Source organism: Achromobacter sp. UMC71, assembly GCF_014170305.1.
Classification (GTDB): domain Bacteria; phylum Pseudomonadota; class Gammaproteobacteria; order Burkholderiales; family Burkholderiaceae_B; genus Achromobacter.
In genome coordinates this window covers 188,939-214,165 of record NZ_LZZT01000047.1, presented here as the reverse complement: position 1 = coordinate 214,165, position 25,227 = coordinate 188,939, and the positions used below count along the sequence as shown (strand labels likewise).

The following is a 25,227-nucleotide window of genomic DNA, read 5'->3' as shown; positions in this document are numbered from 1 at the left end:
GAGCCCCCGACTTGATCCAGGAACACCACATGAACATCATCCGCGACATCGTCTTCCAGATACGCAGCCGCCGGGACGACCTGAGCGTGACCGAGCGCAAGGTGGCCGACGCCATCCTGGACAACATCATCTGGAGCGCCAGCGCCACGGTCGACCAATTGGCCGCCAAGGCCGGCGTCAGCATCGCCACCATTTCGCGCTTCGCGCGCACGGTCGGCTGCGATGACACCCGCGACCTGAAGATGAAGCTGGCCCAGGCCAGCACCGTGGGCAGCCGCTTCCTGGACCAGAACGCGCCGGCCGAGGAAAGCACCTTCTACGCGCGCATCTACGCCGACATCGAAAGCACCCTGCGCGCCCACCTGCCGACCTTCACCGAGCCGCTGTTCGAGGCCGCCGCGTCCATCGTCGATGGCGCCCGCATGATCTACGTCTTCGGCATGGGCGGCGCGTCGGCCGTGCTGGCGCAGGAAGTGCAATCGCGGCTGGTCCGCCTGGGCTATCCGATTGCCGTCTACAGCGACGCCGTGCTACTGCGCATGGTTGCCGCCACGCTGGACGAGCGCGACGCGGTGCTGATCCTGTCGGCCTCGGGCCTGACGCCGGAAATCGTCGGCGCCGCCCGCATCGTCAAGCAATACCGCGCGCGCATTGTCGCCATCACCGACGCCACCTCTGAATTGGCCAAGCTTGCCGACGTGGTGCTGCCGATCCGCACGGACGAAACCGACTTCATCTACAAACCCTCGGCGTCGCGCTACGCGATGATGCTGGCCATCGATCTCTTATCGACCGAACTGGCCATGCTGAATCAAGAAGAAAACCGCGAACGCCTGCGCCGCATCAAGCTGGCGCTGGACGAGCACCGCGGCGGCCCCAACCGCTTGCCGCTGGGCGATTGAACTGGAATCCATGATGTACGACACCTTGATAGGCAACGTCCGCGTGCTGGATGGCTCGGGCGGCGCCGAATACGTCGCCAGCGTGGCGCTGGCCGACGGCCGTATCGCCGCCATTGGCGACCTGCCGCAGGCGAAGGCGCGCCAGGTCATCGACGGCACGGGGCTGGCGCTGGCGCCCGGCTTCATCGACGTCCACACCCACGACGACACCAACGTCATTCGCACCCCCGGCATGCTGCCCAAGCTGTCACAGGGCGTGACCACCGTGGTGGTGGGCAACTGCGGCATCAGCGCCTCGCCCGTGTCGCTGCGCGGCGACCCGCCGGACCCCATGAACCTGCTGGGCCAACGCGATGATTTCGCCTACCCGACCTTTGCCGCCTACACCCGCGCCATCGAGGCCGCGCGGCCGGCGGTGAACGTCGCCGCCCTGGTGGGCCATACGGCCCTGCGCAACAACCACATGGACCGCCTGGACCGCGCCGCCACCCGCGACGAGGTCCTGGCCATGCGCGAGCAACTGCGCGATGCCCTGGCGCACGGCGCCATCGGCCTGAGCACCGGCCTGGCCTATGGCTCGGCCATCGAAGCCGACACGGCCGAGGTCAAGCTGCTGGCCGAGGCCCTGGACGAGTTCGGCGCGCTGTACACCACCCACCTGCGCTCGGAATTCGCCGCCATCCTGGAAGCCATGCAAGAGGCCTTCGACATTGCCCTGCACGCCCGCGTGCCGGTGGTGGTGTCGCACCTGAAATGCGCCGGCGCCGGCAACTGGGGCCGCACCAAGGAAGTGCTGTTCACGCTGGAGAACGCCGGCCGGATGCAGCACGTGGGCTGCGACTGCTACCCCTATTCCGCCAGCTCGTCCACGCTGGACCTGAAACAGGTCACGGACGAATTCGACATCGACATCACCTGGTCCGTGCCGCACCCCGAGCAGGCCCGCCGCAAGCTCGCCGCCATCGCCGCCGATTGGGGCGTGCCGCTGCTGGAAGCCGCCAAGCGCCTGCAGCCGGCCGGCGCGGTGTATCACAACATGCACGAAGACGACGTGCGCCGCGTGCTGTCGCACCGCCTGACCATGGTCGGCTCGGACGGCCTGCCCAACGATCCCATGCCGCACCCGCGCCTGTGGGGCGCCTTTCCCCGCGTGCTGGGCCACTACAGCCGCGACGTCGGCCTGTTCCCGCTGGCCGAGGCCGTCCACAAAATGACCGGCCTGTCCGCCGCCCGCTTCGGCCTGGCCGAGCGCGGCCTGGTCCGCCAGGGCTTTCACGCCGACCTGGTCCTGTTCAACCCCGACACGGTCATCGACCGCGCCACCTTCGCCGCCCCCGTCCAGACCGCCGCCGGCATCGAAGCCGTCTGGGTCAATGGCGCCCTGTCCTACCACCAGGGCCAGCCTACCGGCGACCGCGCCGGCCGCTGGCTGCCCCGCAACGGCGACCTGCGCACCAGCTTCGCCGCCTCCCCCCCCGCTATCTAGGAGCCTCCCCATGAGCAACGTACCTACCCCCGACAACAACGGCATCACCCGCTACGGCGTCGCCGGCGGCACCGGCCAAGGCGGCTCCCACATGCCTTTCGCCCGCGCCGTCGCCGCCGACGGCTGGCTCTACGTGTCGGGCCAGGTCCCCATGGAAAATGGCGAAGTCATCGAAGGCGGTACCGTCGCCCAGTGCCACAAGGCCATCCAACAAGTCCTGGCCATCCTGAAAGAAGCCGGCTACGGCCCCGAACACGTCATCCGCTGCGGCGTCTGGCTGGACGACGCCCGCGACTTCCCGTCGTTCAACAAGGTGTTCAAGGAATACTTCGGCAACAATCCCCCCGCGCGCGCCTGCGTGCAGTCCCCGCTAATGGTGGACGCCAAAGTAGAAATTGATTGTGTGGCGTATAAGCGCCCCCACGCTGCGCTCACTGCGTGAGCTTGCTGCCCCCCAAGGGGGGTGCCCGGCCTTCGGGCGGCCGGGCGGCCGGGCGAAGCGCCCCCACGCCGCGCTCACTGCGTGAGCTTGCTGCCCCCCAAGGGGGCTGCCCGGCCTTCGGGCGGCCGGGAGGGATGTTGGCCCCCACGCTGTGCGCTTCGCGCTTGCTGCCCCCCAAGGGGGCTGCCCGGCCTTCGGGCGGCCGGGCGGCCGGGCGACTATCCTAACGTGGCACCTGGGAAAGACGCTGCGCAAGCGCGCAGCGCCAACGCCACGACGCAGCACACTGCCGAAGCCCCAAAAGGCCGCCCGCGCGGCCGGCCTGGGGCAAGCGACGCAAACTTCTCCCCCAGCCCCCGGCCTGACAACGCCCCAATTCTCCGAATACGTAGCTCGTCACGGGTTGGGCGCTGATGTGCGCGCCGTTAGATGCGCCCGAGGGAATTCGAAGGGAGCCGAAGGCGGACGAGAATGACGAAGGGGAAGTCCGGAGCGAACGCTCCGGACCGCAATCGTAGGCGCGCACATCAGCGCCCAACCCGTGACGGGCGGGCCTACGAAGAAGCCCCGTCACCGACAAACAGGCCGCGCCCCGTCGCGCGCAGCGACAAGAGCATCACATCTTGACGACATCAACGCCCTTGGGCGCCACAAACTGAAATTCCTTATCCGCCAACTTGGGATTAGGCAAAATCCCGGAAAGATCCACCCGAGTCGTCTGCCCAAAGGAATCCAGCAACTCCACCCGCACGGGCAGATTGTCCTTCATCCCGATATCCACCCGCGAAAACCCCGCATCCGCGGTCCGCGGCTTGGCCCGCAGCCAATCGACTCCATCCTTGGACGGCAAGGCAGACACGTCGAACGACTGCTCCAGCGACCCCGACCCGAACAGGATCGCCGCCGGCGACGTGCCGATGGCCGCGTCCACCTTGCGCTCGGTCACCTGCGCCAGGTCCGGATCGAACTGGAACACCTGGCGGCCATCGGAAATCACCAATTGCTCGTAGGGCTTTTGCACCGCCCACTTGAACTTGCCCGGCCGCTGGAACGAGAACACCCCCGTCTGCGCCGGCTGGGTGCGGCCCTGCGTGCTGACCGTGTACTGCGAAAAGGACCCCGTCGCGGCGGTCACCGTCGTGACGAACGAACGCAACTGCTCCTGGGCGCTGGCGGCCAGGGCCGAAGCAGGAACCAGCGCGGGGGCCACGCACAAGGCCAGGGCGGCGGCCAGGCCGCGAAACGTCTTCATCATGCTTCCTCTCGGGCGGCGGCGGGAACCAGGATCTCCCGGTTGCCATTGGACTGCATCGCGGACACCATACCCGATTGCTCCATCTGCTCGAGTAACCGCGCCGCACGGTTGTAACCAATGCGCAAATGGCGCTGCACCAGCGAGATCGACGCGCGGCGGTGCTTGAGCACCACCTCGCAGGCCTGGTCGTACATCGGGTCGGACTCGGCGTCGCCGCCGATGCCGGTGACGCTGCTGGCGCCTTCGCCGCCATCGCCGTCCAGCCCCCCTTCGAGCAGGCCTTCGATGTAGTTCGGTTCGCCTTGAGCCTTCAGGCTTTCGACGACACGGTGCACTTCGTCGTCGCTGACGAATGCGCCGTGCACGCGCACCGGCAGGCCGGTGCCCGGCGGCATGTAGAGCATGTCGCCCTGGCCCAGCAGCGTCTCGGCACCCATCTGGTCCAGGATGGTGCGCGAGTCGATCTTGGACGACACCTGGAAGGCGATGCGGGTCGGGATGTTGGCCTTGATCAGGCCGGTGATCACGTCCACGCTGGGTCGCTGGGTGGCCAGGATCAAGTGGATGCCGGCCGCGCGCGCCTTTTGCGCCAGGCGGGCGATCAGTTCTTCGATCTTCTTGCCCACCACCATCATCAGGTCGGCCAGTTCGTCGATGACCACCACGATGGTGGGCAACGGCGCCAGCGGCTCGGGCTGGTCAGGCGTCAGCGAGAACGGGTTGGGGATCGGCTCTTCGCGCTTGATGGCGTCGCGGATCTTGGTGTTGTAGCCGGCCAGGTTGCGCACGCCCATCTTGCTCATCAGGCGATAGCGTTTTTCCATTTCGCCCACGCACCAGTTCAGCGCGTTGGCGGCCTGGCGCATGTCGGTGACCACCGGGGCCAGCAGATGCGGAATGCCTTCGTAGACGCTCATTTCAAGCATCTTCGGGTCGATCAGGATCACGCGGGTATGGGAGGCGTCGGCTTTATAGAGCAGCGACAGGATCATGGCGTTGATGCCGACGGACTTGCCCGAGCCGGTCGTGCCCGCCACCAGCAAGTGAGGCATCTTGGCCAAGTCGGCCACCACCGGGTTGCCGGCGATGTCCTTGCCCAGCGCCATGGTCACCACGGAATGGCTGGCGTGATAGGTCTGCGACCCCAGGATCTCGGATAGCCGGACCATCTGGCGGCGCGGGTTGGGCAATTCCAGGCCCATCAGGTTCTTGCCCGGAATGGTTTCCACCACCCGGATGCTGACCAGGCTGAGCGCGCGGGCCAGATCCTTGGCCAGATTGACGATCTGGCTACCCTTGACCCCGGTGGCCGGTTCGATTTCGTAGCGCGTGATGACCGGGCCGGCCTGCGCCGCCACCACGGTGACGGAGACGCCGAAGTCGGCCAGCTTCTTTTCAATCAGGCGCGAAGTGAATTCGATGGTTTCGGCCGACACGGTTTCCTGGTTGGCCAGCGGGGGATCCAGCAGGCTGATCGCGGGCAGGTCGCCTTCGCCGCCCGAGGGCGCGAAGAACAGCGACTGCTGCTTTTCCTTTTCGACGCGCTCGGACTTGGGCACCACCGTGATGGCCGGTTCGATCCGCACCGGCTGCTCGTGCACCAGCTTTTCCTGCTTGGCCACGACCTGCTCGGTCCGCACGGCCTTGGCTACCTCGCCGACCTTGCGGTCTTCGCGGGCGGCGTAGGAATTGCGCACGCGGCGCACCATGCCTTCCATCCAGGAACCCACGCGCTCGGCCACCGTCAGCCACGAGAACGAGAAGAACAGGCTCAGGCCGATCGCCAGCATGACCAGGAAGGCCAGCGTGCTGCCGGTGAAACCGATGCTGCGGCTGGTCAGCTCGGCCAGAGTGTGGCCGATGACGCCGCCCGCGCCGCTGGCGTTTTCCGACGCGCCCGGCAGATGGGTGCCGCGGCTGGCCAGGCGCAGGGCTTCCATGCCCAGCGAGCCCAGTAACAGCAGGAAAAAGCCGATGCCCTCTTCCCAGTGGACACGCGGCAACACTTCCGGCTGTTTACTATTGGTAACACGAAGATGGCTGGCCAGGCGGCGGTAGCCCGCCCGCACCCGGTGCAGCAGCAGAATGACCCACCACCAGGCCGAGAAGCCGAACAAATAGAGCAGGATGTCCGCCAGGTAGGCGCCCAGGGTCCCGCCCCGGTTATGGATGGCGCCGGCGGGGACGGAATGCGACCAGCCCGGGTCGGCGGCGCTCCAGGTGGCCAGCACCAGGGTTAGCCAAGCCGCCAGGGCGGCAAAGAGGATCCAGCGGGCCTCGCGCAGCAACGCGGAGATACGCGTCTGCAGTGGCGAAGGCCCGTTGCGGGTGTTGCGCGAAGCGCGCGGAGAAGCAGTCGAGATACGCGGCATGCGGCTCATTATAATTGGGCGTTAACCTAAAGATACCCGCCCATGTCCACGCCCACGCACGCTAAAGTTTTGATACTCGGTTCCGGCCCTGCCGGTTACACGGCGGCCGTCTATGCGGCACGTGCCAATTTGAACCCGGTTCTTGTTACAGGTTTGGCCCAAGGCGGCCAGCTCATGACCACCACGGACGTCGACAATTGGCCGGCCGACGCCGATGGCGTGCAGGGCCCGGACCTGATGCAGCGCTTCCAGAAGCACGCCGAGCGCTTCAACACCGAAATGCTGTTCGACCACATCGCCAAGGTCGACCTGTCCAAGCGCCCGTTCACCCTCACGGGCGACACCGGCAAGATCTACACCTGCGATGCCCTGATCATCGCCACCGGCGCCTCGGCCAAGTACCTGGGCCTGCCTTCCGAAGAAGCCTTCATGGGCCGCGGCGTGTCCGGCTGCGCCACGTGCGACGGCTTCTTCTACCGCAACCAGGACGTGGTCGTGGTCGGCGGCGGCAACACCGCCGTCGAAGAAGCCCTGTACCTGTCCAACATCTGCCGCAAAGTCACCCTGATCCACCGCCGCGACAAGTTCCGCGCCGAGCCTATCCTGGTCGACAAGCTGATGAGCAAGGTCGAGAACGGCAACATGGAACTGAAGGTCTTCCACACGCTGGAAGAAGTGCTGGGCGACGACAGCGGCGTGACCGGCGTGCGAGTGCGACACGTCGACACCGGCGCCACCGAAGACCTGAAGGTCACCGGCGCGTTCATCGCCATCGGCCACCAGCCCAACACCGAAATTTTCCAGGGCCAGCTGGAAATGAAAGACGGCTACATCGTCACCAAGAGCGGCCTGTCCGGCATGGCGACCATGACGTCCGTGCCCGGCGTGTTCGCCGCCGGCGACGTACAGGACCACGTCTACCGCCAAGCCATCACCAGCGCCGGCACGGGCTGCATGGCCGCCCTGGACGCACAACGGTGGCTGGAGAATGCGGGGCAGTAAGGTCGGCCAGGCCGACCTGAAACGCCTGAAGAAAGATCTCCAGGCCGAGCAAGAGCGCGCCGCCCTCGCCCAGCGGGTGGCGGCGCTGAAAAAGCCCGCGGCCGCTGCGTCGCCGGATGCCGATCCGGCCGACGACCTGGCCGCGTTTCGCCGCACCATGCAGTCGGTCAAGCCGATCAAGCATGCGCCTCGCGTCGAGCACAAGCCCGCGCCTGAACCCGCCCCGGCCCTGCGCCGCGCCAACGCCCTGGGCGAGACGCCGCACCGGGCCGATGCTGGCGTCTCCGACGGCGGCGAGATCACGCATCTGCTGTCAGAAGGCGGCACGGCATTCGTGCGCAGCGATGCCGCCCCCGACACCGCGCGCAACCTGCGCCGCGGCCAGTGGCGTGCCGGCGCCGAACTCGATCTGCACGGTCTGCGGGTCGAACAGGCGCGCCACGCCCTGCTGTCGTTCCTGGACGAATGCCAGGAACACGGCATCCGCTGCGTGCGCGTGGTGCACGGCAAGGGCTATGGCTCGGAAGGGCTGGAACCCGTGCTGAAAGACAAGGCGCGCACCTGGCTGGTGCAAAAGAACGAGGTGCTGGCGTTTTCCGAAGCGCCCGAACGCGAAGGCGGCGCCGGCGCCCTGCTGGTGCTGCTGCGCCAATCCGAAGGACCGCGCAAATGAAGTGGCTCTACCTGGGCATCGCCATCATCGCCGAGATCTTCGCCACCAGCGCGCTGAAAAGTTCCGACGGCTTTTCGCGTCTGCTGCCGTCCGTGGTAACGGTGTTCGGCTACATGATCTCGTTCTATTTCCTGTCGCTGACCCTGCGCGAGGTGCCGGTCGGCATCGCCTACGCCATCTGGTCGGGCGTGGGCATCGTGCTGATCTCCATCGTCGGCGCGGTGTTCTTCAAACAGCACCTGGACACGCCCGCGCTGATCGGCATCGGCCTGATCATCGCCGGGGTGGTGGTCATGAACATTTTTTCGAAGTCGGTCTCGCATTGACGGCCGACGGCGGTACGTCGCGCTAGCTGTTTTCGATCTGCGGCTTGGGCGCGCCCGGATTGCGCAGATAGTCCACCAGCGCCAGGGTGGCGCGGTCCGGTGGCGGGGTCAGCAGCGACACCACGATGATGGTCAGGAACGCCACCGGCGCGCCAAACACGCCCGCCGCGATCGGCTGAATGCCCCACCACAGGTCCACCGGCTGGGTGCGCGAAATGCCCAGCACCCATTCGCGCAACCATGGATGGGTGTGCGTCATGTAGGCGAAGGTCACTGCCAGCCCGGCAGCCATGCCCAGCGTCGCGCCCCATTTATTGGCGCGGCGCCAGAACACGCCCATCACCAGCGCCGGAAAGAACGAAGACGCCGCGAACGAGAACGCCGCCGACACCATGAAGAGGATGTCGGCCGGCTTGCGCGCCGCAACCCATGCGGCGCCAAAGGCCACCACCAGCAGCAGGATCTTGGACACCATCACCCGGCGCGCGGCCGACATGCGCGGCGACACCATGCGGTACCACATGTCGTGCGACAGGGAATTGGACAGGGTAAGAAGCAGGCCGTCGGCAGTGGACAGCGCCGCCGCCAGCCCGCCTGCCGCCACCAGTGCGGAAATCACGTAGGGCAAACCGCCGATCTCGGGCATGGCCAGCACCACCACGTCGGCGCCGATGCTGATTTCGCTCAGTTGCACCACGCCGTCGCGGTTGATGTCGGTGACATCCAGCAGGTTGCTGTCGACCGCGCTCCAGGCATGCACCCAGTTGGGCAGGCTCAGGAAATTAGACCCCACCACCTGGGTATAGACCTCGTACTTGACCAGCAGCGCCAGGGCCGGCGCCATGAAGTACAGCAGCAGGATGAACAGCAGCGACCAGCACACCGACTTGCGCGCCTCGATTACCGAGGACGTGGTGTATGAACGCATCAGGATATGCGGCATGCCCGCCGTTCCCAGCATCAGGCACAGCACCAGCGCCAGGAAATTGATGCGCATGTTGCGCTGTTCCTGCGGGTCCTTGGACGGGAACGGCTCCGCATGCGGCGTCAATGGCGCGGCGCGGGCCTCGAAGGTGGCCTTGGCCTGGGACCAGGCGATCCTGGCCTCGTCCACATTGGGCGGAAACGCCGCCAGCTCGCGCTCGACCGAGCGGATCTCGACCATGGGCGCGTCGCTCGCGTTCAGTTGCGCCAGGCGGCTGCGCAGCTTGTCCTTTTCCAGCGTCCAGGATTCCGGCAGGTCGCGCACCCGCTGGGCCATTTCGTCGGCGCGTTCCTGCCACAACCGGCGCACTTCGATTTCGGCCGGATCGTTCTGCAGGTAGACCTCTTTTTCCGTCACCTGCTGCAGCACCACCCCGGCCGACAGCTGCGGCACCGGCATGTCGGTGTGCTTGACGGACAGCCACACCACCGGCACCAGGTAGGCGATGACCAGGATGATGTATTGCCCCACCTGGGTCCAGGTGACCGCGCGCATGCCGCCCAAAAACGAACAGACCAACATGCCGCCCAGCGCCACGAAGATGCCCAGCTCGAACGAAATGCCGGTCATGCGCGTGGTGATGATGCCCACGCCGTAGATCTGCGCGACCAGATAGGTGAAGGAACAGAGGATGGCGCAGGCCACGCCCGCCAGCCGCGGCAGGTTGCCGCCGTAGCGCGCGCCCATGAAGTCGGGGATGGTGTATTGGCCGAAGCGCCGCAGGTACGGCGCCAGCAGCATCGCCACCAGCACGTAGCCGCCCGTCCAGCCCATGATGTAGGCCAGGCCGCCGTATCCGGTGAGGTACAGCGTGCCCGCCACGCCGATGAACGACGCCACCGACATCCAGTCGGCGGCGGTCGCCATGCCGTTATAGATGGCCGGCACCCGCCGGCCCGCAACGTAGTATTCAACCTGGTCCGAGGTGCGGCAGACGATCCCGATGCCCGCGTACAGGCTGACCGTCACCAGCAGGAAGACGTAGCCGATCCAGTTGCGCGGCAGGCCCAGGATCTCCGCCAGCGCCATCAACAGGATCATCAGCGCGAAGCCGGCCGTGTACAACACATAGATGCGGCGTAGCCGGATACTGAATTCCTGCGGGGTATCTCCGCCAAACGGCATCAGCGGCTCCCCTTGGCCTCGTCGGCGCGGCGGTCGGCGCGATTCATGACCCGGGCGTATATCGCAATGATGATCAAGTAGGCTAGCGGCGCGCCGTAGGCCGCCATCCAGAACGAAAATGGCCAGCCAATGAAGTCGAACGACAGGCTACGCGCGAAATAGGACGGGATGAAGGTCAGCGCGGCCCAGACAACCAGCAGCAGCGCAATCAGCCACACGTTGCGGCGCCAATAGGGAGTGGGGACGGGCGAAGAAGAGGAGGAAGCGCGGGATTCCGGCATAGCTGGCGTGAGCAAGACCTGGGGAATATCGCGAAACGCAGCGCTAGAAAAACCCTGGGCGGACGAAATGCGGGATTTTTATGCGACAACGGCCGGCACTGCCTGGTGCCAGCCGTTGTGCGTTTTGCTTTTTTTGAGTACTGCTACTTTTTTATGTACCGGTGCCGCCGGTAATTGCCCATGCAGGGCTTTGTCTCCTCACCTGCATGGGAAGAGATTCTGCACCAGATGCGGGAATGTCACACTAGGGGAATGCCCTAATTCGGCGCATTCATTTACATATACCTTGCACCATATAAGTGCATTTTCGGCCATCCGTTCCAAATGTTGGGATTTTTTGGCCGAAATTCTTGATTTCCGGACGCCGCCGGCCGGCGGAATTCGCCCGATCTTGAGCATGCCTCAAAAAATCGGGAGCCTCCTATGCCCACATCCGGGCACGCCAAGGTCAGGCTTGCACACCCTGTGCGGCCCCGCCCCGGCCACCATGATGCCGCAGCGTTTTTACGTTCCGTTTACACCGCTGCGCCAAAGCTATACCCCGTTTTTACCCCCTGCTCCGTAACCTGCCGGTGTCCTGATTGGTCACTTCGCCCGCGCGGTCCGCATCCCCCAATGCCGCGCGAGGCCCGTCGTTCGAAGGGAGCCTGGCTCCCGGGAGGAAAAACGTGGATGCCATCTATATCGCCGTCTTCGCCGCCATGGCCGGGCTGACCTATGCCCTGCTCTCGTTCTGCGAAGCCCTGTCTTCCGGAGAGCAATCATGACCTGGCTCTACTGGCTTAGCGGCGTCACGGCCGCGCTGCTGTTCGTGTACCTGCTGGTCGCCCTGTTCAAACCGGAGAAGTTCTGATGACTGCCGAATTCGTCGGACTGCTGGTCGTGTACCTGGCAGTCCTGCTCGCGATAGCGCCCTTCCTCGGGCGCTACATCCGCATCGCCATGGAAAACGGCTCCTCCCGGCTGACCGCCTGGGGCCGCCCGCTGGAACGTGGCATCTACCGGCTTGCGGGCATCGACCCGCAGGCTGAAATGGGCTGGAAGCGCTATGCGCTGGCGGTGCTGGCCTTCAACATCCTGGGCGTCGTGGTGGTCTACGGCCTGCAGCGCATCCAGGGCATGCTGCCGCTGAACCCGGCCGGCCTGGGCGCCGTCTCGCCCGATTCCTCGCTGAACACCGCCATCAGCTTCGTGGCCAACACCAACTGGCAAGGCTACGGCGGCGAATCGACGATGAGCTACCTGACCCAGATGCTGGCGCTGACGGTGCAGAACTTCGTGTCGGCCGCCACCGGCATTGCCGTGCTGTTCGCGTTGATCCGCGGGCTGGCCCGCCATTGCTCGGCCACGCTGGGCAACTTCTGGGCCGACATGGTCCGCTGCACGCTGTATGTGCTGCTGCCTCTGTCGCTGGTGCTGGCGCTGGCGCTGGTCAGCCAGGGCGTGATCCAGAACTTCAGCTCCTACCAGGATGTGCAGACGGTGCAAGCCCTGCACTACGACCAGCCGCGCGTAGACGCCCAAGGCCAGCCGGTGCTGGACGACAAGGGCCAGCCGGTGACCGATCCAGCCGTCACCCAGACCCAGACGCTGGCCATGGGTCCGGTCGCCTCACAGGAAGCGATCAAGCTGCTGGGCACCAACGGCGGCGGCTTCTTCAACGCCAACTCCGCCCATCCCTTCGAGAACGCGACCGCGCTGTCCAACTTCCTGGAAATGCTGGCGATCCTGGCCATTCCTGCCGCGCTCTGCTTCACTTTCGGTGAGATGGTGGGCAACCGGCGCCAGGGCATCGCGATCCTGGCGGCCATGACCGTGCTGTTCGCGGTGTTCGCGCTGACCACGGCCTATTTCGAGCAGCAGGCCAACCCCATGGCCGCGCAGACCGGGGTGGACAGCGCCATGACCGCGTTCTCGCCTGGCGGCAACATGGAAGGCAAGGAAACCCGCTTCGGCATCGCCGCCACCTCGCTGTTCGCCACCATCACCACGGCGGCGTCCTGCGGTGCCGTCAACGGCATGCACGATTCGCTGACGGCCATGGGCGGCCTGTCGCCGATGCTGCTGATGCAGCTGGGCGAGGTGATCTTCGGCGGGGTTGGCTCGGGGCTCTACGGCATGCTGGCGTTCGCCATCCTGGGCGTGTTCATTGCCGGCCTGATGATTGGCCGCACGCCAGAATACCTGGGCAAGAAGATCGAAGCCTACGACATGAAGATGGTGTCGATCGTGATCCTGGCCACGCCGTTGCTGGTGCTGGGCGGCACGGCGCTGGCGGTGTCGGTGACGGCCGGCCAGGCGGGCGTGCTCAACCCCGGCATCCACGGTTTCTCCGAGATCCTCTACGCCCTGTCGTCGGCCGCCAACAACAATGGCAGCGCCTTCGCCGGCCTGTCCGCCAACACGCCCTTCTACAACGTGCTGCTCGGCATCGCGATGTGGTTCGGCCGCTTCGCCATCATCGTCGCCATATTGGCGATGGCCGGCTCGCTGGGGGCCAAGCGCCGCCTGCCCGCCGGCCCCGGCAGCATGCCGACCACCGGCCCCCTCTTCGTGGTGCTGCTAATCGGCGCGGTGCTGCTGGTAGGCGCCCTGACATATGTGCCCGCGCTGGCCCTGGGCCCGGTCGCGGAACACCTGCAACCCTGAATGCAACAGGCTAGGAAAGAAAATGGCCAAGATTGATATGCCAACCCAAGGCGCCGGCGGCGGCGCCGCCCGCGCGCCGTCGGCCGCTGTGCAGGAACGCAAGTTCGGCATGTGGTCGAGCGCGCTCGTCGGCCCCGCGATGCTGGACAGCCTACGCAAACTGTCGCCGACCGCGCAGCTGAAAAACCCCGTCATGTTCGTGGTGTACGTGGGCAGCATCCTGACCACGATCCTGTGGATCATGGCGCTGCGCGGCCAGGCCGAGGCTCCGGCGGGGTTCATCCTCGCGATCTCGGTGTGGCTATGGTTCACCGTGCTGTTCGCCAACTTCGCCGAAGCGCTGGCCGAAGGCCGCGGCAAGCAGCAGGCCGCCACGCTGCGCGGGCTGCGCACCACCATCAACGCGCGGCTGCTCAAGGGCTTTCGCGACGAAGACACCAGCCGCGCCCAGCCCGATCTTTGGCGCAACCAGGCCGTCAGCCAGCCGTCGGGCCTGCTGCGCCGCAATGACGTGGTGCTGGTCGAAGCCGGTGAAACCATCCCCGGCGACGGGCAGGTGATTGCCGGCGTCGCGTCGGTGGACGAAAGCGCCATCACTGGCGAATCGGCCCCGGTCATCCGCGAATCCGGCGGCGACTTCTCGTCGGTCACCGGCGGCACCCGCGTGCTGTCCGACTGGATCTTCGTGCGCATCGCCGCCGATCCGGGCGAAAGCTTCCTGGACCGCATGATCGCCATGGTCGAAGGCGCCAAGCGCCAGAAGACACCCAACGAGCTGGCCCTGACCATTCTGCTGGTCGGCCTGACGGTGGTGTTCCTGCTGGTGGTCGCCACGCTGATGCCGTTCTCGATCTACTCGGTGACGGCCGCCGGCGGCGGCAGCGCAGTCACCGTGACGGTGCTGGTGGCGCTGCTGGTGTGCCTGATCCCCACCACCATCGGCGGCCTGCTGTCGGCCATCGGCGTGGCGGGCATGAGCCGCATGATGGGCGCCAACGTCATCGCCACCTCGGGCCGCGCGGTCGAAGCCGCGGGCGACGTCGACGTGCTGCTGCTGGACAAGACCGGCACCATCACCTTCGGCAACCGCCAGGCGTCCACCTTCCTGCCCGCGCCCGGCGTCTCGCCGCGCGAGCTGGCCGATGCCGCACGCCTGGCCTCGCTGGCCGACGAAACCCCGGAGGGCCGCAGTATCGTGCTGCTGGCGGACAAGTCCATCCACTCGCCCGCCACCCACGCGCTGGATGCCGAGTACGTCCCCTTCACCGCGCAATCGCGCATGAGCGGCGTGAACCTGAAGGACCGCCTGATTCGCAAGGGCGCGGTCGACGCTGTGCAAGCCTGGCTGGCTGCCCAGGATGCCGTGGTGCCCGAACAGGTGCTGCGCCTGGCCGAAGACGTGGCCCGCCGCGGCAGCACGCCGCTGATGGTCAGCGATGGCAACCGCGCGCTGGGCGTGGTCGAACTGAAGGACATCGTCAAGCCGGACATTCAATCGCGCTTCGCCGAGTTGCGCCGCATGGGCATCAAGACCGTGATGATCACGGGCGACAACAAGCTCACCGCGGCGTCCATCGCCGCCGAAGCGGGCGTCGACGACTTCCTGGCCGAAGCCACGCCGGAGGCCAAGCTCAAGCTGATCCGCGCCTACCAGAGCGAAGGCCGCCTGGTGGCGATGACCGGCGACGGCACCAATGACGCACCCGCGCTGGCCCAGGCCGACGTGGCGGTGGCGATGAACTCGGGCACGCAGGCCGCCAAAGAGGCGGGCAACATGGTGGACCTGGATTCCAACCCCACCAAACTGATCGAGATCGTCGAAATCGGCAAACAGATGCTGATGACCCGCGGCGCGCTCACCACCTTCAGCGTGGCCAACGACGTGGCCAAGTACTTCGCCATCATCCCGGCCGCGTTCGCCACCGTGTATCCGCAGTTGAACGTGCTGAACATCATGGCCCTGACCACGCCGGCCTCGGCCATCCTGTCGGCCGTGATCTTCAACGCGCTCATCATCATCGTGCTGATCCCGCTGGCCTTGAAGGGCGTACGCTACCGGCCGCTGGGCGCCTCCATCCTGCTGCGCCGCAATCTGTTGATCTACGGGCTGGGCGGACTGCTCGTGCCCTTCGTCGGCATCAAGCTGGTCGACATGGTGCTGGCCGCCCTGGGCTGGGTCTGACCCGCGCCCGCCACTGGAAAGGAAACCATCATGAAACAAGCTCTCTCCCTGCCGCGCCAAGGCGGCATCCTGCGCCCCGCGCTGGTCGTCTTCGCCGCCCTGTCCCTGGTGACAGGCCTGGCCTACCCCTTCCTGACTACCGGCATTGCCGCCGCCGTATTCCCGCACGAAGCGTCCGGCTCGCTGATTCGCCAGGGCGACAAGGTCGTCGGCTCGGAATGGATCGGCCAGTCGTTCAGCGCGCCCCAGTACTTCTGGGGCCGGCCGTCGGCCACCTCGCCCATGCCGTACAACGGCGCCAACTCCGGCGGCTCGAACCTCGGCCCGCGCAACCCGGCGCTGGCCGAGGCCATCCAGGCCCGTATCGCCGCCCTGAAGGCCGCGGACCCGGACAATCCCACGCCGGTGCCGGTGGACCTGATCACCGCCTCGGGCAGCGGACTGGATCCGCACATCAGCCCCGCCGCGGCGGCCTACCAGGCCGCGCGCGTGGCCCGGGCCCGCAACCTGCCGCGTGATCAGGTCGACGCGCTGATCCAGGCCAACACCACCAAGCCCTGGCTGGGCGTGCTGGGTGACCCCGTGGTCAACGTGCTGAAGCTGAATCTGGCGCTGGACAAGCTGGCGCCGGTCAAATGAGGCGCGGGCGTATAGTATTGCCAGCCGTCCCCACCCTTTCCCTGCGCGTCCATGGCTGACAATGCTGGCGAGCGTCCCGATCCGGACGCGCTCCTGAAAACCCTAGACGACGCCGCGCGCCAGGCGGTGCGCGGCAAATTGCGCGTCTATTTCGGATCGTCGGCCGGAGTCGGCAAGACATACGCCATGCTGGTGGCCGCGCGCGCCCACGCCGCCCAAGGCGCCCGCGTGCTGGCCGGCATCGTCGAAACCCATGGCCGGCGCGAAACCGCCGCCCTGCTCGAAGGGATCGCGGTACTGCCCCTGAAAGACGTCTCGTACCGCGGCCACGCGCTCAAGGAATTCGACCTGGATGCCGCGCTGGCCGCGCATCCGGATCTGGTCCTGGTCGATGAACTGGCGCACTCGAACGCCCCCGGCTCGCGCCATGCCAAGCGCTGGCAGGACATCCAGGAACTGCTGGCCGCCGGCATCGACGTCTGGACCACGCTGAACGTGCAGCACCTGGACAGCCTGAACGAGGCCGTCGGCAGCATCACCGGCGTGCGCGTCTGGGAAACCGTGCCCGACGAGGTCTTCGACGCGGCCGATGAAGTCATCCTGGTGGACCTGTCCGCCGATGAGCTGCTACGCCGCCTGAAGGAAGGCAAGGTCTACCTGCCCGAGCAGGCGCGCCACGCCACCCGCAACTTCTTTCGCAAGGGCAACCTGATCGCCCTGCGTGAACTGGCGCTGCGCCGCACCGCCGACCACGTCGACGACGACGTCCAGGCCTACCGCCGCGACCGCGCCATCGAACCGGTCTGGCGCACACGCGAGGCCGTGGTCGCCTGCATCGGCCCCGACGCCGACGCCGAATACGTCATCCGCAGCGCGCATCGCCTGAGCCAGCAACTGGAATGCGACCTGCATGTCGTTACCATCGATGTGCCGCGCGCAGCGCCGCCGCCGCAAGCCGAACAGGAACGACTGCAACGCAGCCTGGCCCTGGCCGACTCGCTGGGCGCGCGCAGCGAAACCCTGGCCGGCGGCGACATGGTCGATGCCGTGGTGCGCTACGTGCGCCGCCACAACATCACCAAGGCCATCGTCGGCCGAACCCGCGCCAGCGGGCTGCAGCGCCTGCGGCTGTCGCTGTCGGCCCTGCTGAATGCGGCCATGAGCCCCGGCTGGCTGTGGCGGCGCCATAGCTTTGCCGACATGCTGGCCGCCGGTTGCCCCGAAATCGACATCATCCGGCTGGGCGCGCCGCCCCTGCCGGCGGCCAGCGCCCCCGGCCGCGATCCCCTGACGCTCGGCCGCCGCCAGCGCCTGGCCGTGGACGAGCGCGGCACGCCGGCCCTGGCGGGCTACGCCTGGGCGCTGTGCTATTGCGCGGCCGCCACCCTGCTATCGACGCTGGCCTTCCCGGCCCTGCACCAGACCAATATCGTCATGCTGTTCCTGCTGGCGGTGGTGGCGGTGGCGCTGCGCCACGGCCGCGGCCCGGCGGCGCTGGCTTCGGTCGTCAGCGTGGGGCTGTTCGACTTCTTCTTCGTGCAGCCGCTGGCGTCCTTTGCCGTGTCGGACGTGCAATACCTGCTGACCTTCGGCGTGCTGCTGGCCGTGGGCCTGTTGATCGGCCAGCTCACCGCCGGCCTGCGGCTGCAGGCGCAGGCCTCGGTCAAGCGCGAGGCCGACGCCCGCAGCCTGTATGAGTTCGCTCGCGAACTGTCGTCGGCGTTGCTGCCCGAGCAGATCGTCGCGTCCGCGGGCGCCTTCGTCCACGCCACCTTCGGTTCGCGCTGCGCGCTCTACATCCTGGGGCTGGACGACCGCCTGAAGCTGGCCTCGCCCGCCGCCGACGACATGCCGCCGCTGGAATCCGCGCTGGCCCAATGGGTCTATGACCACGGCCAGCCCGCGGGCGCCGGCACCGCCACGCTGTCCAACAGCGACCTGCTGTACCTGCCCCTGAAAGCGCCCATGCGCACCCGCGGCGTGCTGGCCCTGGCCGCTCCGCGCCGCAGCCTGTTCTCGCATCCGGATTCGCGCCGCCAGATCGAGGCCTATGCCACACTGATCGCTATCGCCCTGGAACGCCTGCATTACGTCGAAGTCGCGCAGCAGGCCCTGGTCAGCATGGAATCCGAAAAGCTGCGCAACTCGCTGCTGGCCGCTGTCTCGCACGACCTGCGCACGCCCCTGACCAGCCTGGTCGGCATGACCGACACCCTGATGCGCCGCCCCGGCGCGCTACCCGCCGACATCCAGGAAACCATCCGCGCCATGCGCGATCAGGCGCAGCGCATGCACGCGCTGGTGGCCAACCTGCTGGACATGGCCCGCCTGCAAAGCCGCGACACGCCGTTGCGGCCGGAGTGGCAATCCATCGAAGAACTGGTCGGCGCGTCTCTCGCCGCCATGCGCGAAGCGCTGGCCGCGCACCGCGTGTCGGTCGACAGCCTGTCCGGCCTGCCGTTGGTCGAATGCGATGGCGTGCTGATCGAGCGGGTGCTTTGCAATCTGCTGGAAAATGCCGCCAAATACACCCCGGCGGGCAGCGCCATCCGCCTGCACGCCAGCGCGCAAGACGGCGAATTGCGCGTCGCCGTCTGCGACAACGGTCCGGGCGTCGCCCCTGGCGCCGAGCGCCGCATCTTCGAGAAATTCACCCGCGGCGAACGTGAATCCGCGACACCCGGCGTCGGCCTGGGCCTGGCGGTGTGCGAAGCCATCATCGTCGCCCACCACGGCCGCATCTGGGTCGAGCACGCGCCCGGCCAGCCGTCCGGCGCGCAGTTCGTCTTTACGCTACCCCTGGGCACGCCCCCCCCGATCCAACCCGAAATCGCCTGAGCCCACCGCATGTTCGACTTTCAGCCTACCGTCCTCATTATCGAAGACGACGCCAATATCCGGCGCTTCGTGCGCCAGGCCCTGGAAAGCGAGGGCTGCACCGTGTTCGAGGCCGAAACGGTCAAGCGCGGCCTGATCGAGGCCGGCACCCGCCAGCCCGACGCCGTGGTGCTGGACCTGGGCCTGCCCGATGAAGACGGCATGACCCTGATCCGCGAATTGCGCGGCTGGACAGAGGTGCCGGTGCTGGTGCTGTCCGCCCGCACCGCCGAGGCCGACAAGGTTGCCGCCCTGGATGCCGGCGCCGACGACTACCTGACCAAACCGTTCGGCGTCAGCGAACTGCTGGCGCGGCTGCGCGTGCTGCTGCGCCGCCACGGCCGCGGCGGCGCCGGCAGCGCCGCCGAGATCAGCTTCGGCGATGTGCGGGTGGATTTCTCCAAACGCGTGGTCGAGCGCGCCGGCCAGCACCTGCACCTGACCGCCATGGAGTACCGCCTGCTGGCAGCGCTGCTGGCTCACCGCGGCAAGGTCATGACGCACCGCGAGCTGCTGCGCGAGGTCTGGGGCCCCTCGCATGTCGAAAGCAATCACTACCTGCGGATCTACATGGGCCATCTGCGGCAAAAGCTGGAAGCCGACCCCGCCCAGCCCGTCTATCTGCTGACCGAGATCGGCGTGGGGTACCGATTCGCGGGCTAGGGCCCGGCCCGCATTGATGCGTCTTTTATACGCGGCGCATCACTCTTGTCTCGCCATTTATGCCGCTTCTCCTATCGTGGCGATCCCGCTCAACACAGGAGAAGTTCATGTCCCGCACTACCCTCGTCGCGCTCGCGCTGCTGGTCCTGGCCGCCCCCGCGTATGCCGCCGATGCCGACGCCGCCACCGAGCCGGCCCCGGATTACTCACTGACGGCCAACGTCACCCTGGCCAGCCAATACCGCTACCGCGGCCTGATGCAGACCAACAACAAGCCGGCCATCCAGGGCGGCTTCGATTTCACGCACTCCAGCGGCCTGTACCTGGGTAACTGGAACTCCAGCATCAGCTGGCTGGGCGACAGCAACCATGACGTGTCCGCCCCCGTCGAAATGGATTTCTACGGCGGCTACAAGGGCAACCTGGCCCAGGACGTGCCGTTCGACCTGGGCGTGATGCAGTACTACTACCCCGGCGACTACCCGTCCGGCTTCACCAGCCCCGACACCACCGAGCTGTATGCCGGCCTGGGCTACGGCCCGGTCATGTTCAAGTATTCCGTCGCCATGACCAACCTGTTCGGCTTTGCCGACAGCAAGTACAGCCAATACTTCGACCTGACCGGCAACTTCGACACCGGCCTATGGGGCCTGACCGTCAACGCCCACGTTGGCCGCCAGACCGTGCGCAACGTCAGCAACGCCTCGTACACCGACTGGAAGCTGGGGTTGACCAAGGACTTCGGCCAGGGCCTGGCCGTGTCGGTGGCCTATCTGGACACCAATGCCGACCGCGCCGCCTACACCAACAGCCACGGCCGCTACATGGGCCGCGCCACCGGCCTGTTGTCCGTCACCAAGACATTCTGAGACGGCGGGCGTTGACGCGCTTTTTACGCGCGGCGCCCGCATTTATCGGCAGGTTTTACGGCCCGCTTTCTATAGTGGAATCGTCATCAACCAACCGGATACGCGGCACGCCGCTACAGCGGCACCGCCCCCGCCCCGCCATGATCCCCCGACAAGAACGCAGCAGGTCCGCTTCCTTTGATCGTCCGGCCCCGTCCCAGGCGCCGCACGCCCCCGAGATGGTGTCGTTGACCGTCAGGATCGATACGCTGGACGCATTGAAGGTCCGGCTGGCCCTGCACCGCGAACTGGGTGAACGAATCGGCGTGTACGTGCTATCGGTGGACCATGCCCACGGCCAGAGCGTGCTGCAATTGCATTGCGCGCAGGATCAGGTCGACGCCTTGATGCATGCCGTGATGTGCGGCCTGCCCCAAGCGGAATTCGGCCCGCTGCGTCCCGCGGCCGCCATCACGGTGCAGTAAGCCATGGATACCCCCGTTCAAACCGCCTCCTTCGAAGGCCTGTGGTTGCCGATGATCACCCCGATGCGCGGCGGCTACGTGGATTGCGAGGCCGCCCAGGCGCTGGCGCGTTACTACCGCAACGCGGGCGTGGCCGGCCTGGTGCTGTTCGGCTCCACCGGCGAAGGCAATCTACTGGCCATCTCCGAAAAGATCGACATGATCGAGGCCATCCGCCGTGATCCTCATGCCCTGCCCTTGGTGTTCGGCGCGGGCGGCGTCGATACGCGCGGCGTTGCCACCGCCATCCGCCGCCTGGACAAGTACGCGCCCGCCGGCTACCTGGTGCCGCCGCCCTACTACCTGGGGCCGTCGCAACAAGGCATCCTGTGGCATTACCGGGAGATCGCCTGGGCCACCGAGCGGCCCATCATCCTGTACAACATCCCCAAGCGCGCGGGCGTCTCGATGACAGTCGAAACCATGGAATCGCTGGCGCTCCTGCCGAATTTCCGCGCGGTCAAGGAATGCAATCCGCCCGTGCTGATGGCGCTGAACGCGCGCGGCCATCTCAATGGGCTGTGCGGCGAAGACATGGCCCTGCTGGATCACTTCCTGACGGGGGGACGCGGCGCCATTCCCGCCGCCGCGCATCTGTTCCCGGAGCGCTTCGTCGAAGTCATGCAACTGGCCCGCGACGGCCACGCCGAAGCCGCGCGCGAACTGTTCGAGCCGCTGCGCGGCCTGATCCGCCTGCTGTTCGCCGAGCCCAATCCGGCGCCGATCAAGCGCGCGCTGGCCTTGCAGGGACTCGTCGCCGATGAGCTGCGGCTGCCCATGACCAGCGCCAGCCGCGAACTCACCCCGCGCCTGCAACGGGCCATGAGTGTGATGCAGGGCTCGCCTAGTAGGCTGCAGACAGCTTGAACACCGCCACCGCGCGCGCCAAGTCGTCGGCTTGATCATGCAGGGTGGCGGCCGACGCGGCAAACTCTTCCACCAGCGCGGCGTTCTGCTGCGTCACGCTGTCCAGGTGCGTCACCGCCTGGTTGATCTGCTCGATACCCACGCTTTGCTCGGCCGAGGCCGTGGCGATCTCACCCATCAGCGGCGCGCTGGTGGCAGCCGATTCCAGCACGCTGCTCATCGTGGCGCTGGCCTGTTCCACCCGCAGGCTGCCGCGCGACACCGAGTTCGACGATGCCTCAATCAACGTCTTGATTTCCTTGGCGGCGGTCGCCGAGCGCTGCGCCAGCGCCCGGACCTCGCCCGCCACCACCGCGAACCCGCGTCCCTGCTCGCCGGCCCTTGCGGCTTCCACCGCGGCGTTGAGCGCCAGGATATTGGTCTGGAACGCGATCTCGTCGATCAGGCGGATGATCTCGTCGATCCGTTGCGAGCTTTGCGATATCTCGCGCATCGCATCGATCGCATGCTGGGTTTCTTCGCTGCCCTGCCGCGCCAGCTGTGCCGATTCACCGGCCAGCGCGCTCACTTCGCGCACGTGGTCCGCGCTTTGCTTGGACGTCGCGGTGATCTGCTCCACGCTGGCCGCGGTCTGCTCCAGGGCGGCCGCCTGCTTCTCGGTGCGGTCATGCAGATCCATACTGCCCGCCGCGATCTGGCGCGACGCCGCGGCGATCGATCCGGTGGAATGGACGATGCTGCGCACCGCCACGTCCAGCCGTTCCTGCATCAACGCCATGGCGTCAAACAGGCGGCCGATCTCGCCCCGGTGGTGGCGCGAGATGATGCTGGACAGGTCGCCATGCGCCACCCGCTCGCAGACCGCCACCGCCTCGTCCAGCGGCCGGATGATGTGCGAACGAAAAAACCGCAATGCCGCCGTCAGTAGCAGCGCCAGCAGCACCAGCGTCACCGCGCCCTGGCGCCACAGCGTCTTGACGAAGGCGGCGTCCACGTCGTCCACGTACAGGCCGGTGAACATCAACCAGCCCCATTCCTTGTCGTAGGCCGCGTAGCTGATCTTGGGCAGCGCGTCGTCGGCGCCCGGCCGCGGAAAGCGATAGTCGACGAAACCGCCGCCGTCCTTGCCTTGCGCGTAGAGATTCTCGAAGATCGGCGCGCCATCGCTATCCTTGACCGCGCGCACGTTGGTGCCCGCCATCTTCGCATCGGGATGCACCAGCAACGTGTAGCCGTCATTGAACACGCCGACATAACCATCCGCGCCGTAGCGCAACTGGGCCAGGCGCTGCGCCACGTTGCGCTGGGCCTGCTCGACGGGCAGGCCCTCGTCGATCGCCCGCTGCTTGCCGTTCTGCATGATGCTGGCCGCCAGGTCCAGCACGTGGCGCAGCTCCGTCTTGCGCTCGGCCAGCATCTCGGAACGCCGTTCCCAGGCATCCCAGGCGCCCAATGCGAGCACGGCGGCCCCGATGGCGAACACGAACCACAGCAGCTCTTTACGCAAGCTTGAATTATTCATAGGCCCTCTTCTCTATGCCCCCCGCTCCTAATAACAAAAGGCAGCGGAATGTGACGGTTTATATGTTGCGTGCCGTCAGAATACGGGGGAGTGCCAGGGTTTTCACTGACCAGTGGGGGGCCGCTTGATCTACATCAAGCCCGCAAGGCATTTGGATGCGCAACGCGCGCGCGAAAAAAACAAGGCCCGAAGGCCTTGTCTTTTCAAGCGTGACGATAACCGCCGAGGGTTCGGCGAGGCAGCTAGCGCTTGGCTGCCGACAGGCGCTGCTGCGCCAACCCGGTGCGCGCCGATGTCAGCGCAAACAGCACCACCACCGTCACCGCGTAGATCGGCACGCTGCGCATGTTGCGGAACATCATCTCGGACAGGCTGAACACGAAATAGCCCAGGCAGAACAGCATCCCAATCTGCGCCCCCACATGCACCACCGGGTCTGCGCTGGCGGACCGGCGCCAGAAGATGGCCGCGGGAATCAGGTACAGGGCCAGGATGCTGAGCAAGCCCAGCAAGCCATAGCCTGCCAGCGCCCCCAGCATGTCGTTGTGAGGTTCGCCGTAGTCCACCGACACCAGCTCGGTCACCACGCCCTGCTTCTCCAGCTTGGCCAGTTCGGAACGGAAATTGGGCACGCCTACGCCCACCAGCGGGCTTTCCTTGAACATCAGCCACGACGCTTTCCAGAGCTGAATGCGGATACCCACCGAGGTGTCGCGGTCATGCTGCTCGTAACGATCCACGTCGGTCAGCACATTCTTCCAGCGGCTTTCCTTGGAATACCAGGACACGGCGGCCACCACCGCCATGACGGCGATCAGGCCGCCCAGGAACAGCAGCTTGGTGCGCCGCGCCCACTGGCGCTTGGTCGACAGATACACCAGCCCGAACACCACCAGCAGCGCCCAGCTGCTGCGCGTATGGGATACCCACACGCCGTAGATGCACAAGGGCACCACCGCGATCTTGAGCGCCGACTCCAGGCGCGGCCAGGGAGACAGTTTCCAGGGCAGCGTCAACAGCGCCGCCAGACCGAAGAAAATCGTGAGATCGGCAAATGCCACCGCGTTGTAGCGGCCGCCGAAATCGGACACGGCGCCCCGGCCCAGGCTCGGCGAATGCACGATGACAATCAACATCAGCGAACCGGCGATGGCGCCGAACAGCAGGCTCCATTGCACATGCTGCAGCCAGTTCCGCGGCACGCGCAGCAACAGCCAACAGACCGGCACCGCCAGCGCGAAGCGCAACAGCTTCTCGTTCTCGGACCCGCTCCAGACGCCCAGATAGCTGCTGCTGATCAGCATGGCCACCAAGGGGGCCGTCAGCGCCACCGCCATCGCCGCCAGCTCTTTCAGCGCGAATGGCTCCCAATGCTTGGCGGCATTGGCCACCATCGTCGCCATGGCAATCAGGGCGGCAAGGTAAATGACGGCCGGACCGCCGACCGCGCTGGTCAAGGCCAGGGCGGGAACCAGCAGCGCCAGGAAAGCGACGCTGCGTAAGCAAAAAGTGGGCATAGGTGAGTCAGCTTGATCTTTGGTGGGATCGATCAGGTATCTGGAGTGAGGGGTTAGTCAGCCATCGGGCCGCAACGGTTCCCGCAAGCG

General features: G+C 66.6%; 21 protein-coding genes. 15 read left to right on the top strand and 6 right to left on the bottom strand.

The annotated features are described in order from the left end of the window. Positions 1 to 29 precede the first annotated feature (29 nt). From A9974_RS23690 to A9974_RS23680, 3 genes are read left to right on the top strand one after another with little or no spacing between them, the layout of a single operon-like run. Positions 30 to 902: a MurR/RpiR family transcriptional regulator gene (locus tag A9974_RS23690; protein WP_183006658.1), complete on the top strand. Its 873-nt coding sequence runs from the start codon at positions 30 to 32 to the stop codon at positions 900 to 902. A gap of 13 nt (positions 903 to 915) precedes the next feature. Next, positions 916 to 2,388 carry an amidohydrolase family protein gene (locus tag A9974_RS23685; protein WP_183006766.1) on the top strand — a complete coding sequence of 491 codons (1,473 nt, stop codon included), beginning with the start codon at positions 916 to 918 and terminating at the stop codon, positions 2,386 to 2,388. A gap of 10 nt (positions 2,389 to 2,398) precedes the next feature. Continuing rightward, the gene (locus A9974_RS23680; RefSeq protein WP_183006657.1) at positions 2,399 to 2,830 is read left to right on the top strand and encodes a RidA family protein; all 432 of its coding nucleotides are present in this window, start codon (positions 2,399 to 2,401) and stop codon (positions 2,828 to 2,830) included. 616 nt (positions 2,831 to 3,446) lie between these two features. On the opposite strand, the gene lolA is transcribed toward A9974_RS23680, so the two are convergent. Both lolA and A9974_RS23670 read right to left on the bottom strand, forming a co-directional pair. Further along, complete coding sequence (gene lolA, locus A9974_RS23675) at positions 3,447 to 4,082, bottom strand: outer membrane lipoprotein chaperone LolA (protein ID WP_183006765.1); 636 nt, start codon at positions 4,080 to 4,082, stop codon at positions 3,447 to 3,449. After that, positions 4,082 to 6,457 (bottom strand): DNA translocase FtsK, encoded by a 2,376-nt coding sequence (locus A9974_RS23670; RefSeq protein ID WP_183006656.1) that lies wholly within the window; start codon positions 6,455 to 6,457, stop codon positions 4,082 to 4,084. The genes lolA and A9974_RS23670 overlap by 1 nt, the downstream gene beginning before the upstream one ends. Positions 6,458 to 6,499: 42 nt before the next feature. Here A9974_RS23670 and trxB point away from each other — a divergent pair, with 42 nt between their 5' ends. Genes trxB through A9974_RS23655 form a run of 3 tightly spaced genes read left to right on the top strand, consistent with a single transcriptional unit; the run spans position 6,500 to position 8,458 of the window. After that, entirely contained in the window at positions 6,500 to 7,459 is a 960-nt protein-coding gene (gene trxB, locus A9974_RS23665; protein ID WP_183006655.1) for a thioredoxin-disulfide reductase, read from the top strand. Next, the gene (locus A9974_RS23660; protein WP_175190870.1) at positions 7,446 to 8,132 is read left to right on the top strand and encodes a Smr/MutS family protein; all 687 of its coding nucleotides are present in this window, start codon (positions 7,446 to 7,448) and stop codon (positions 8,130 to 8,132) included. The genes trxB and A9974_RS23660 overlap by 14 nt, the downstream gene beginning before the upstream one ends. Then, on the top strand, positions 8,129 to 8,458 hold the full coding sequence (locus A9974_RS23655; protein ID WP_183006654.1) for a multidrug efflux SMR transporter: 330 nt from the start codon (positions 8,129 to 8,131) through the stop codon (positions 8,456 to 8,458). The genes A9974_RS23660 and A9974_RS23655 overlap by 4 nt, the downstream gene beginning before the upstream one ends. A gap of 22 nt (positions 8,459 to 8,480) precedes the next feature. Here A9974_RS23655 and A9974_RS23650 read toward each other — a convergent pair whose 3' ends face one another. Further along, positions 8,481 to 10,568 carry a sodium:solute symporter family protein gene (locus tag A9974_RS23650; RefSeq protein ID WP_183006653.1) on the bottom strand — a complete coding sequence of 696 codons (2,088 nt, stop codon included), beginning with the start codon at positions 10,566 to 10,568 and terminating at the stop codon, positions 8,481 to 8,483. Beyond that, positions 10,568 to 10,849: a DUF4212 domain-containing protein gene (locus A9974_RS23645; RefSeq protein ID WP_183006652.1), complete on the bottom strand. Its 282-nt coding sequence runs from the start codon at positions 10,847 to 10,849 to the stop codon at positions 10,568 to 10,570. Before A9974_RS23645 ends, A9974_RS23650 begins: the two co-directional genes overlap by 1 nt. A 763-nt stretch (positions 10,850 to 11,612) precedes the next feature. Here A9974_RS23645 and kdpF point away from each other — a divergent pair. From kdpF to A9974_RS23600, 9 genes are all read left to right on the top strand, one after another. Beyond that, positions 11,613 to 11,702 (top strand): K(+)-transporting ATPase subunit F, encoded by a 90-nt coding sequence (kdpF, locus tag A9974_RS23640; RefSeq protein ID WP_042884659.1) that lies wholly within the window; start codon positions 11,613 to 11,615, stop codon positions 11,700 to 11,702. Further along, the gene (gene kdpA / locus A9974_RS23635) at positions 11,702 to 13,498 is read left to right on the top strand and encodes a potassium-transporting ATPase subunit KdpA (protein WP_183006651.1); all 1,797 of its coding nucleotides are present in this window, start codon (positions 11,702 to 11,704) and stop codon (positions 13,496 to 13,498) included. The genes kdpF and kdpA overlap by 1 nt, the downstream gene beginning before the upstream one ends. A gap of 22 nt (positions 13,499 to 13,520) precedes the next feature. Beyond that, positions 13,521 to 15,680: a potassium-transporting ATPase subunit KdpB gene (gene kdpB, locus A9974_RS23630; protein WP_183006650.1), complete on the top strand. Its 2,160-nt coding sequence runs from the start codon at positions 13,521 to 13,523 to the stop codon at positions 15,678 to 15,680. Between the two features lie 30 nt (positions 15,681 to 15,710). Continuing rightward, on the top strand, positions 15,711 to 16,319 hold the full coding sequence (gene kdpC, locus A9974_RS23625) for a potassium-transporting ATPase subunit KdpC (protein WP_233175057.1): 609 nt from the start codon (positions 15,711 to 15,713) through the stop codon (positions 16,317 to 16,319). A gap of 51 nt (positions 16,320 to 16,370) precedes the next feature. After that, positions 16,371 to 19,157: a sensor histidine kinase KdpD gene (locus A9974_RS23620; RefSeq protein WP_183006649.1), complete on the top strand. Its 2,787-nt coding sequence runs from the start codon at positions 16,371 to 16,373 to the stop codon at positions 19,155 to 19,157. Between the two features lie 9 nt (positions 19,158 to 19,166). After that, on the top strand, positions 19,167 to 19,859 hold the full coding sequence (gene kdpE, locus A9974_RS23615) for a two-component system response regulator KdpE (RefSeq protein WP_183006648.1): 693 nt from the start codon (positions 19,167 to 19,169) through the stop codon (positions 19,857 to 19,859). Between the two features lie 107 nt (positions 19,860 to 19,966). After that, on the top strand, positions 19,967 to 20,728 hold the full coding sequence (locus A9974_RS23610) for a TorF family putative porin (protein ID WP_183006647.1): 762 nt from the start codon (positions 19,967 to 19,969) through the stop codon (positions 20,726 to 20,728). Between the two features lie 218 nt (positions 20,729 to 20,946). Beyond that, a complete protein-coding gene (locus A9974_RS23605) occupies positions 20,947 to 21,192 on the top strand; it encodes a hypothetical protein (protein WP_183006646.1) in 246 nt (81 codons plus the stop codon). A gap of 3 nt (positions 21,193 to 21,195) precedes the next feature. Next, complete coding sequence (locus tag A9974_RS23600) at positions 21,196 to 22,098, top strand: 4-hydroxy-tetrahydrodipicolinate synthase (RefSeq protein ID WP_183006645.1); 903 nt, start codon at positions 21,196 to 21,198, stop codon at positions 22,096 to 22,098. On the opposite strand, the gene A9974_RS23595 is transcribed toward A9974_RS23600, so the two are convergent. Beyond that, a complete protein-coding gene (locus tag A9974_RS23595) occupies positions 22,076 to 23,620 on the bottom strand; it encodes a methyl-accepting chemotaxis protein (RefSeq protein ID WP_183006644.1) in 1,545 nt (514 codons plus the stop codon). The genes A9974_RS23600 and A9974_RS23595 overlap by 23 nt on opposite strands. A 242-nt stretch (positions 23,621 to 23,862) precedes the next feature. Continuing rightward, positions 23,863 to 25,137: an O-antigen ligase gene (locus A9974_RS23590; RefSeq protein WP_183006643.1), complete on the bottom strand. Its 1,275-nt coding sequence runs from the start codon at positions 25,135 to 25,137 to the stop codon at positions 23,863 to 23,865. Between the last annotated feature and the right edge of the window lie 90 nt (positions 25,138 to 25,227).

Coding starts and splice junctions, on each gene's coding strand:
- A9974_RS23690 (WP_183006658.1), top strand. CDS start 30: ATGAACATCATCCGCGACATCGTCTTCCAGATACGCAGCCGCCGGGAC.
- A9974_RS23685 (WP_183006766.1), top strand. CDS start 916: ATGTACGACACCTTGATAGGCAACGTCCGCGTGCTGGATGGCTCGGGC.
- A9974_RS23680 (WP_183006657.1), top strand. CDS start 2,399: ATGAGCAACGTACCTACCCCCGACAACAACGGCATCACCCGCTACGGC.
- lolA (WP_183006765.1), bottom strand. CDS start 4,082: ATGAAGACGTTTCGCGGCCTGGCCGCCGCCCTGGCCTTGTGCGTGGCC.
- A9974_RS23670 (WP_183006656.1), bottom strand. CDS start 6,457: ATGCCGCGTATCTCGACTGCTTCTCCGCGCGCTTCGCGCAACACCCGC.
- trxB (WP_183006655.1), top strand. CDS start 6,500: ATGTCCACGCCCACGCACGCTAAAGTTTTGATACTCGGTTCCGGCCCT.
- A9974_RS23660 (WP_175190870.1), top strand. CDS start 7,446: ATGCGGGGCAGTAAGGTCGGCCAGGCCGACCTGAAACGCCTGAAGAAA.
- A9974_RS23655 (WP_183006654.1), top strand. CDS start 8,129: ATGAAGTGGCTCTACCTGGGCATCGCCATCATCGCCGAGATCTTCGCC.
- A9974_RS23650 (WP_183006653.1), bottom strand. CDS start 10,568: ATGCCGTTTGGCGGAGATACCCCGCAGGAATTCAGTATCCGGCTACGC.
- A9974_RS23645 (WP_183006652.1), bottom strand. CDS start 10,849: ATGCCGGAATCCCGCGCTTCCTCCTCTTCTTCGCCCGTCCCCACTCCC.
- kdpF (WP_042884659.1), top strand. CDS start 11,613: ATGACCTGGCTCTACTGGCTTAGCGGCGTCACGGCCGCGCTGCTGTTC.
- kdpA (WP_183006651.1), top strand. CDS start 11,702: ATGACTGCCGAATTCGTCGGACTGCTGGTCGTGTACCTGGCAGTCCTG.
- kdpB (WP_183006650.1), top strand. CDS start 13,521: ATGGCCAAGATTGATATGCCAACCCAAGGCGCCGGCGGCGGCGCCGCC.
- kdpC (WP_233175057.1), top strand. CDS start 15,711: ATGAAACAAGCTCTCTCCCTGCCGCGCCAAGGCGGCATCCTGCGCCCC.
- A9974_RS23620 (WP_183006649.1), top strand. CDS start 16,371: ATGGCTGACAATGCTGGCGAGCGTCCCGATCCGGACGCGCTCCTGAAA.
- kdpE (WP_183006648.1), top strand. CDS start 19,167: ATGTTCGACTTTCAGCCTACCGTCCTCATTATCGAAGACGACGCCAAT.
- A9974_RS23610 (WP_183006647.1), top strand. CDS start 19,967: ATGTCCCGCACTACCCTCGTCGCGCTCGCGCTGCTGGTCCTGGCCGCC.
- A9974_RS23605 (WP_183006646.1), top strand. CDS start 20,947: ATGGTGTCGTTGACCGTCAGGATCGATACGCTGGACGCATTGAAGGTC.
- A9974_RS23600 (WP_183006645.1), top strand. CDS start 21,196: ATGGATACCCCCGTTCAAACCGCCTCCTTCGAAGGCCTGTGGTTGCCG.
- A9974_RS23595 (WP_183006644.1), bottom strand. CDS start 23,620: ATGAATAATTCAAGCTTGCGTAAAGAGCTGCTGTGGTTCGTGTTCGCC.
- A9974_RS23590 (WP_183006643.1), bottom strand. CDS start 25,137: ATGCCCACTTTTTGCTTACGCAGCGTCGCTTTCCTGGCGCTGCTGGTT.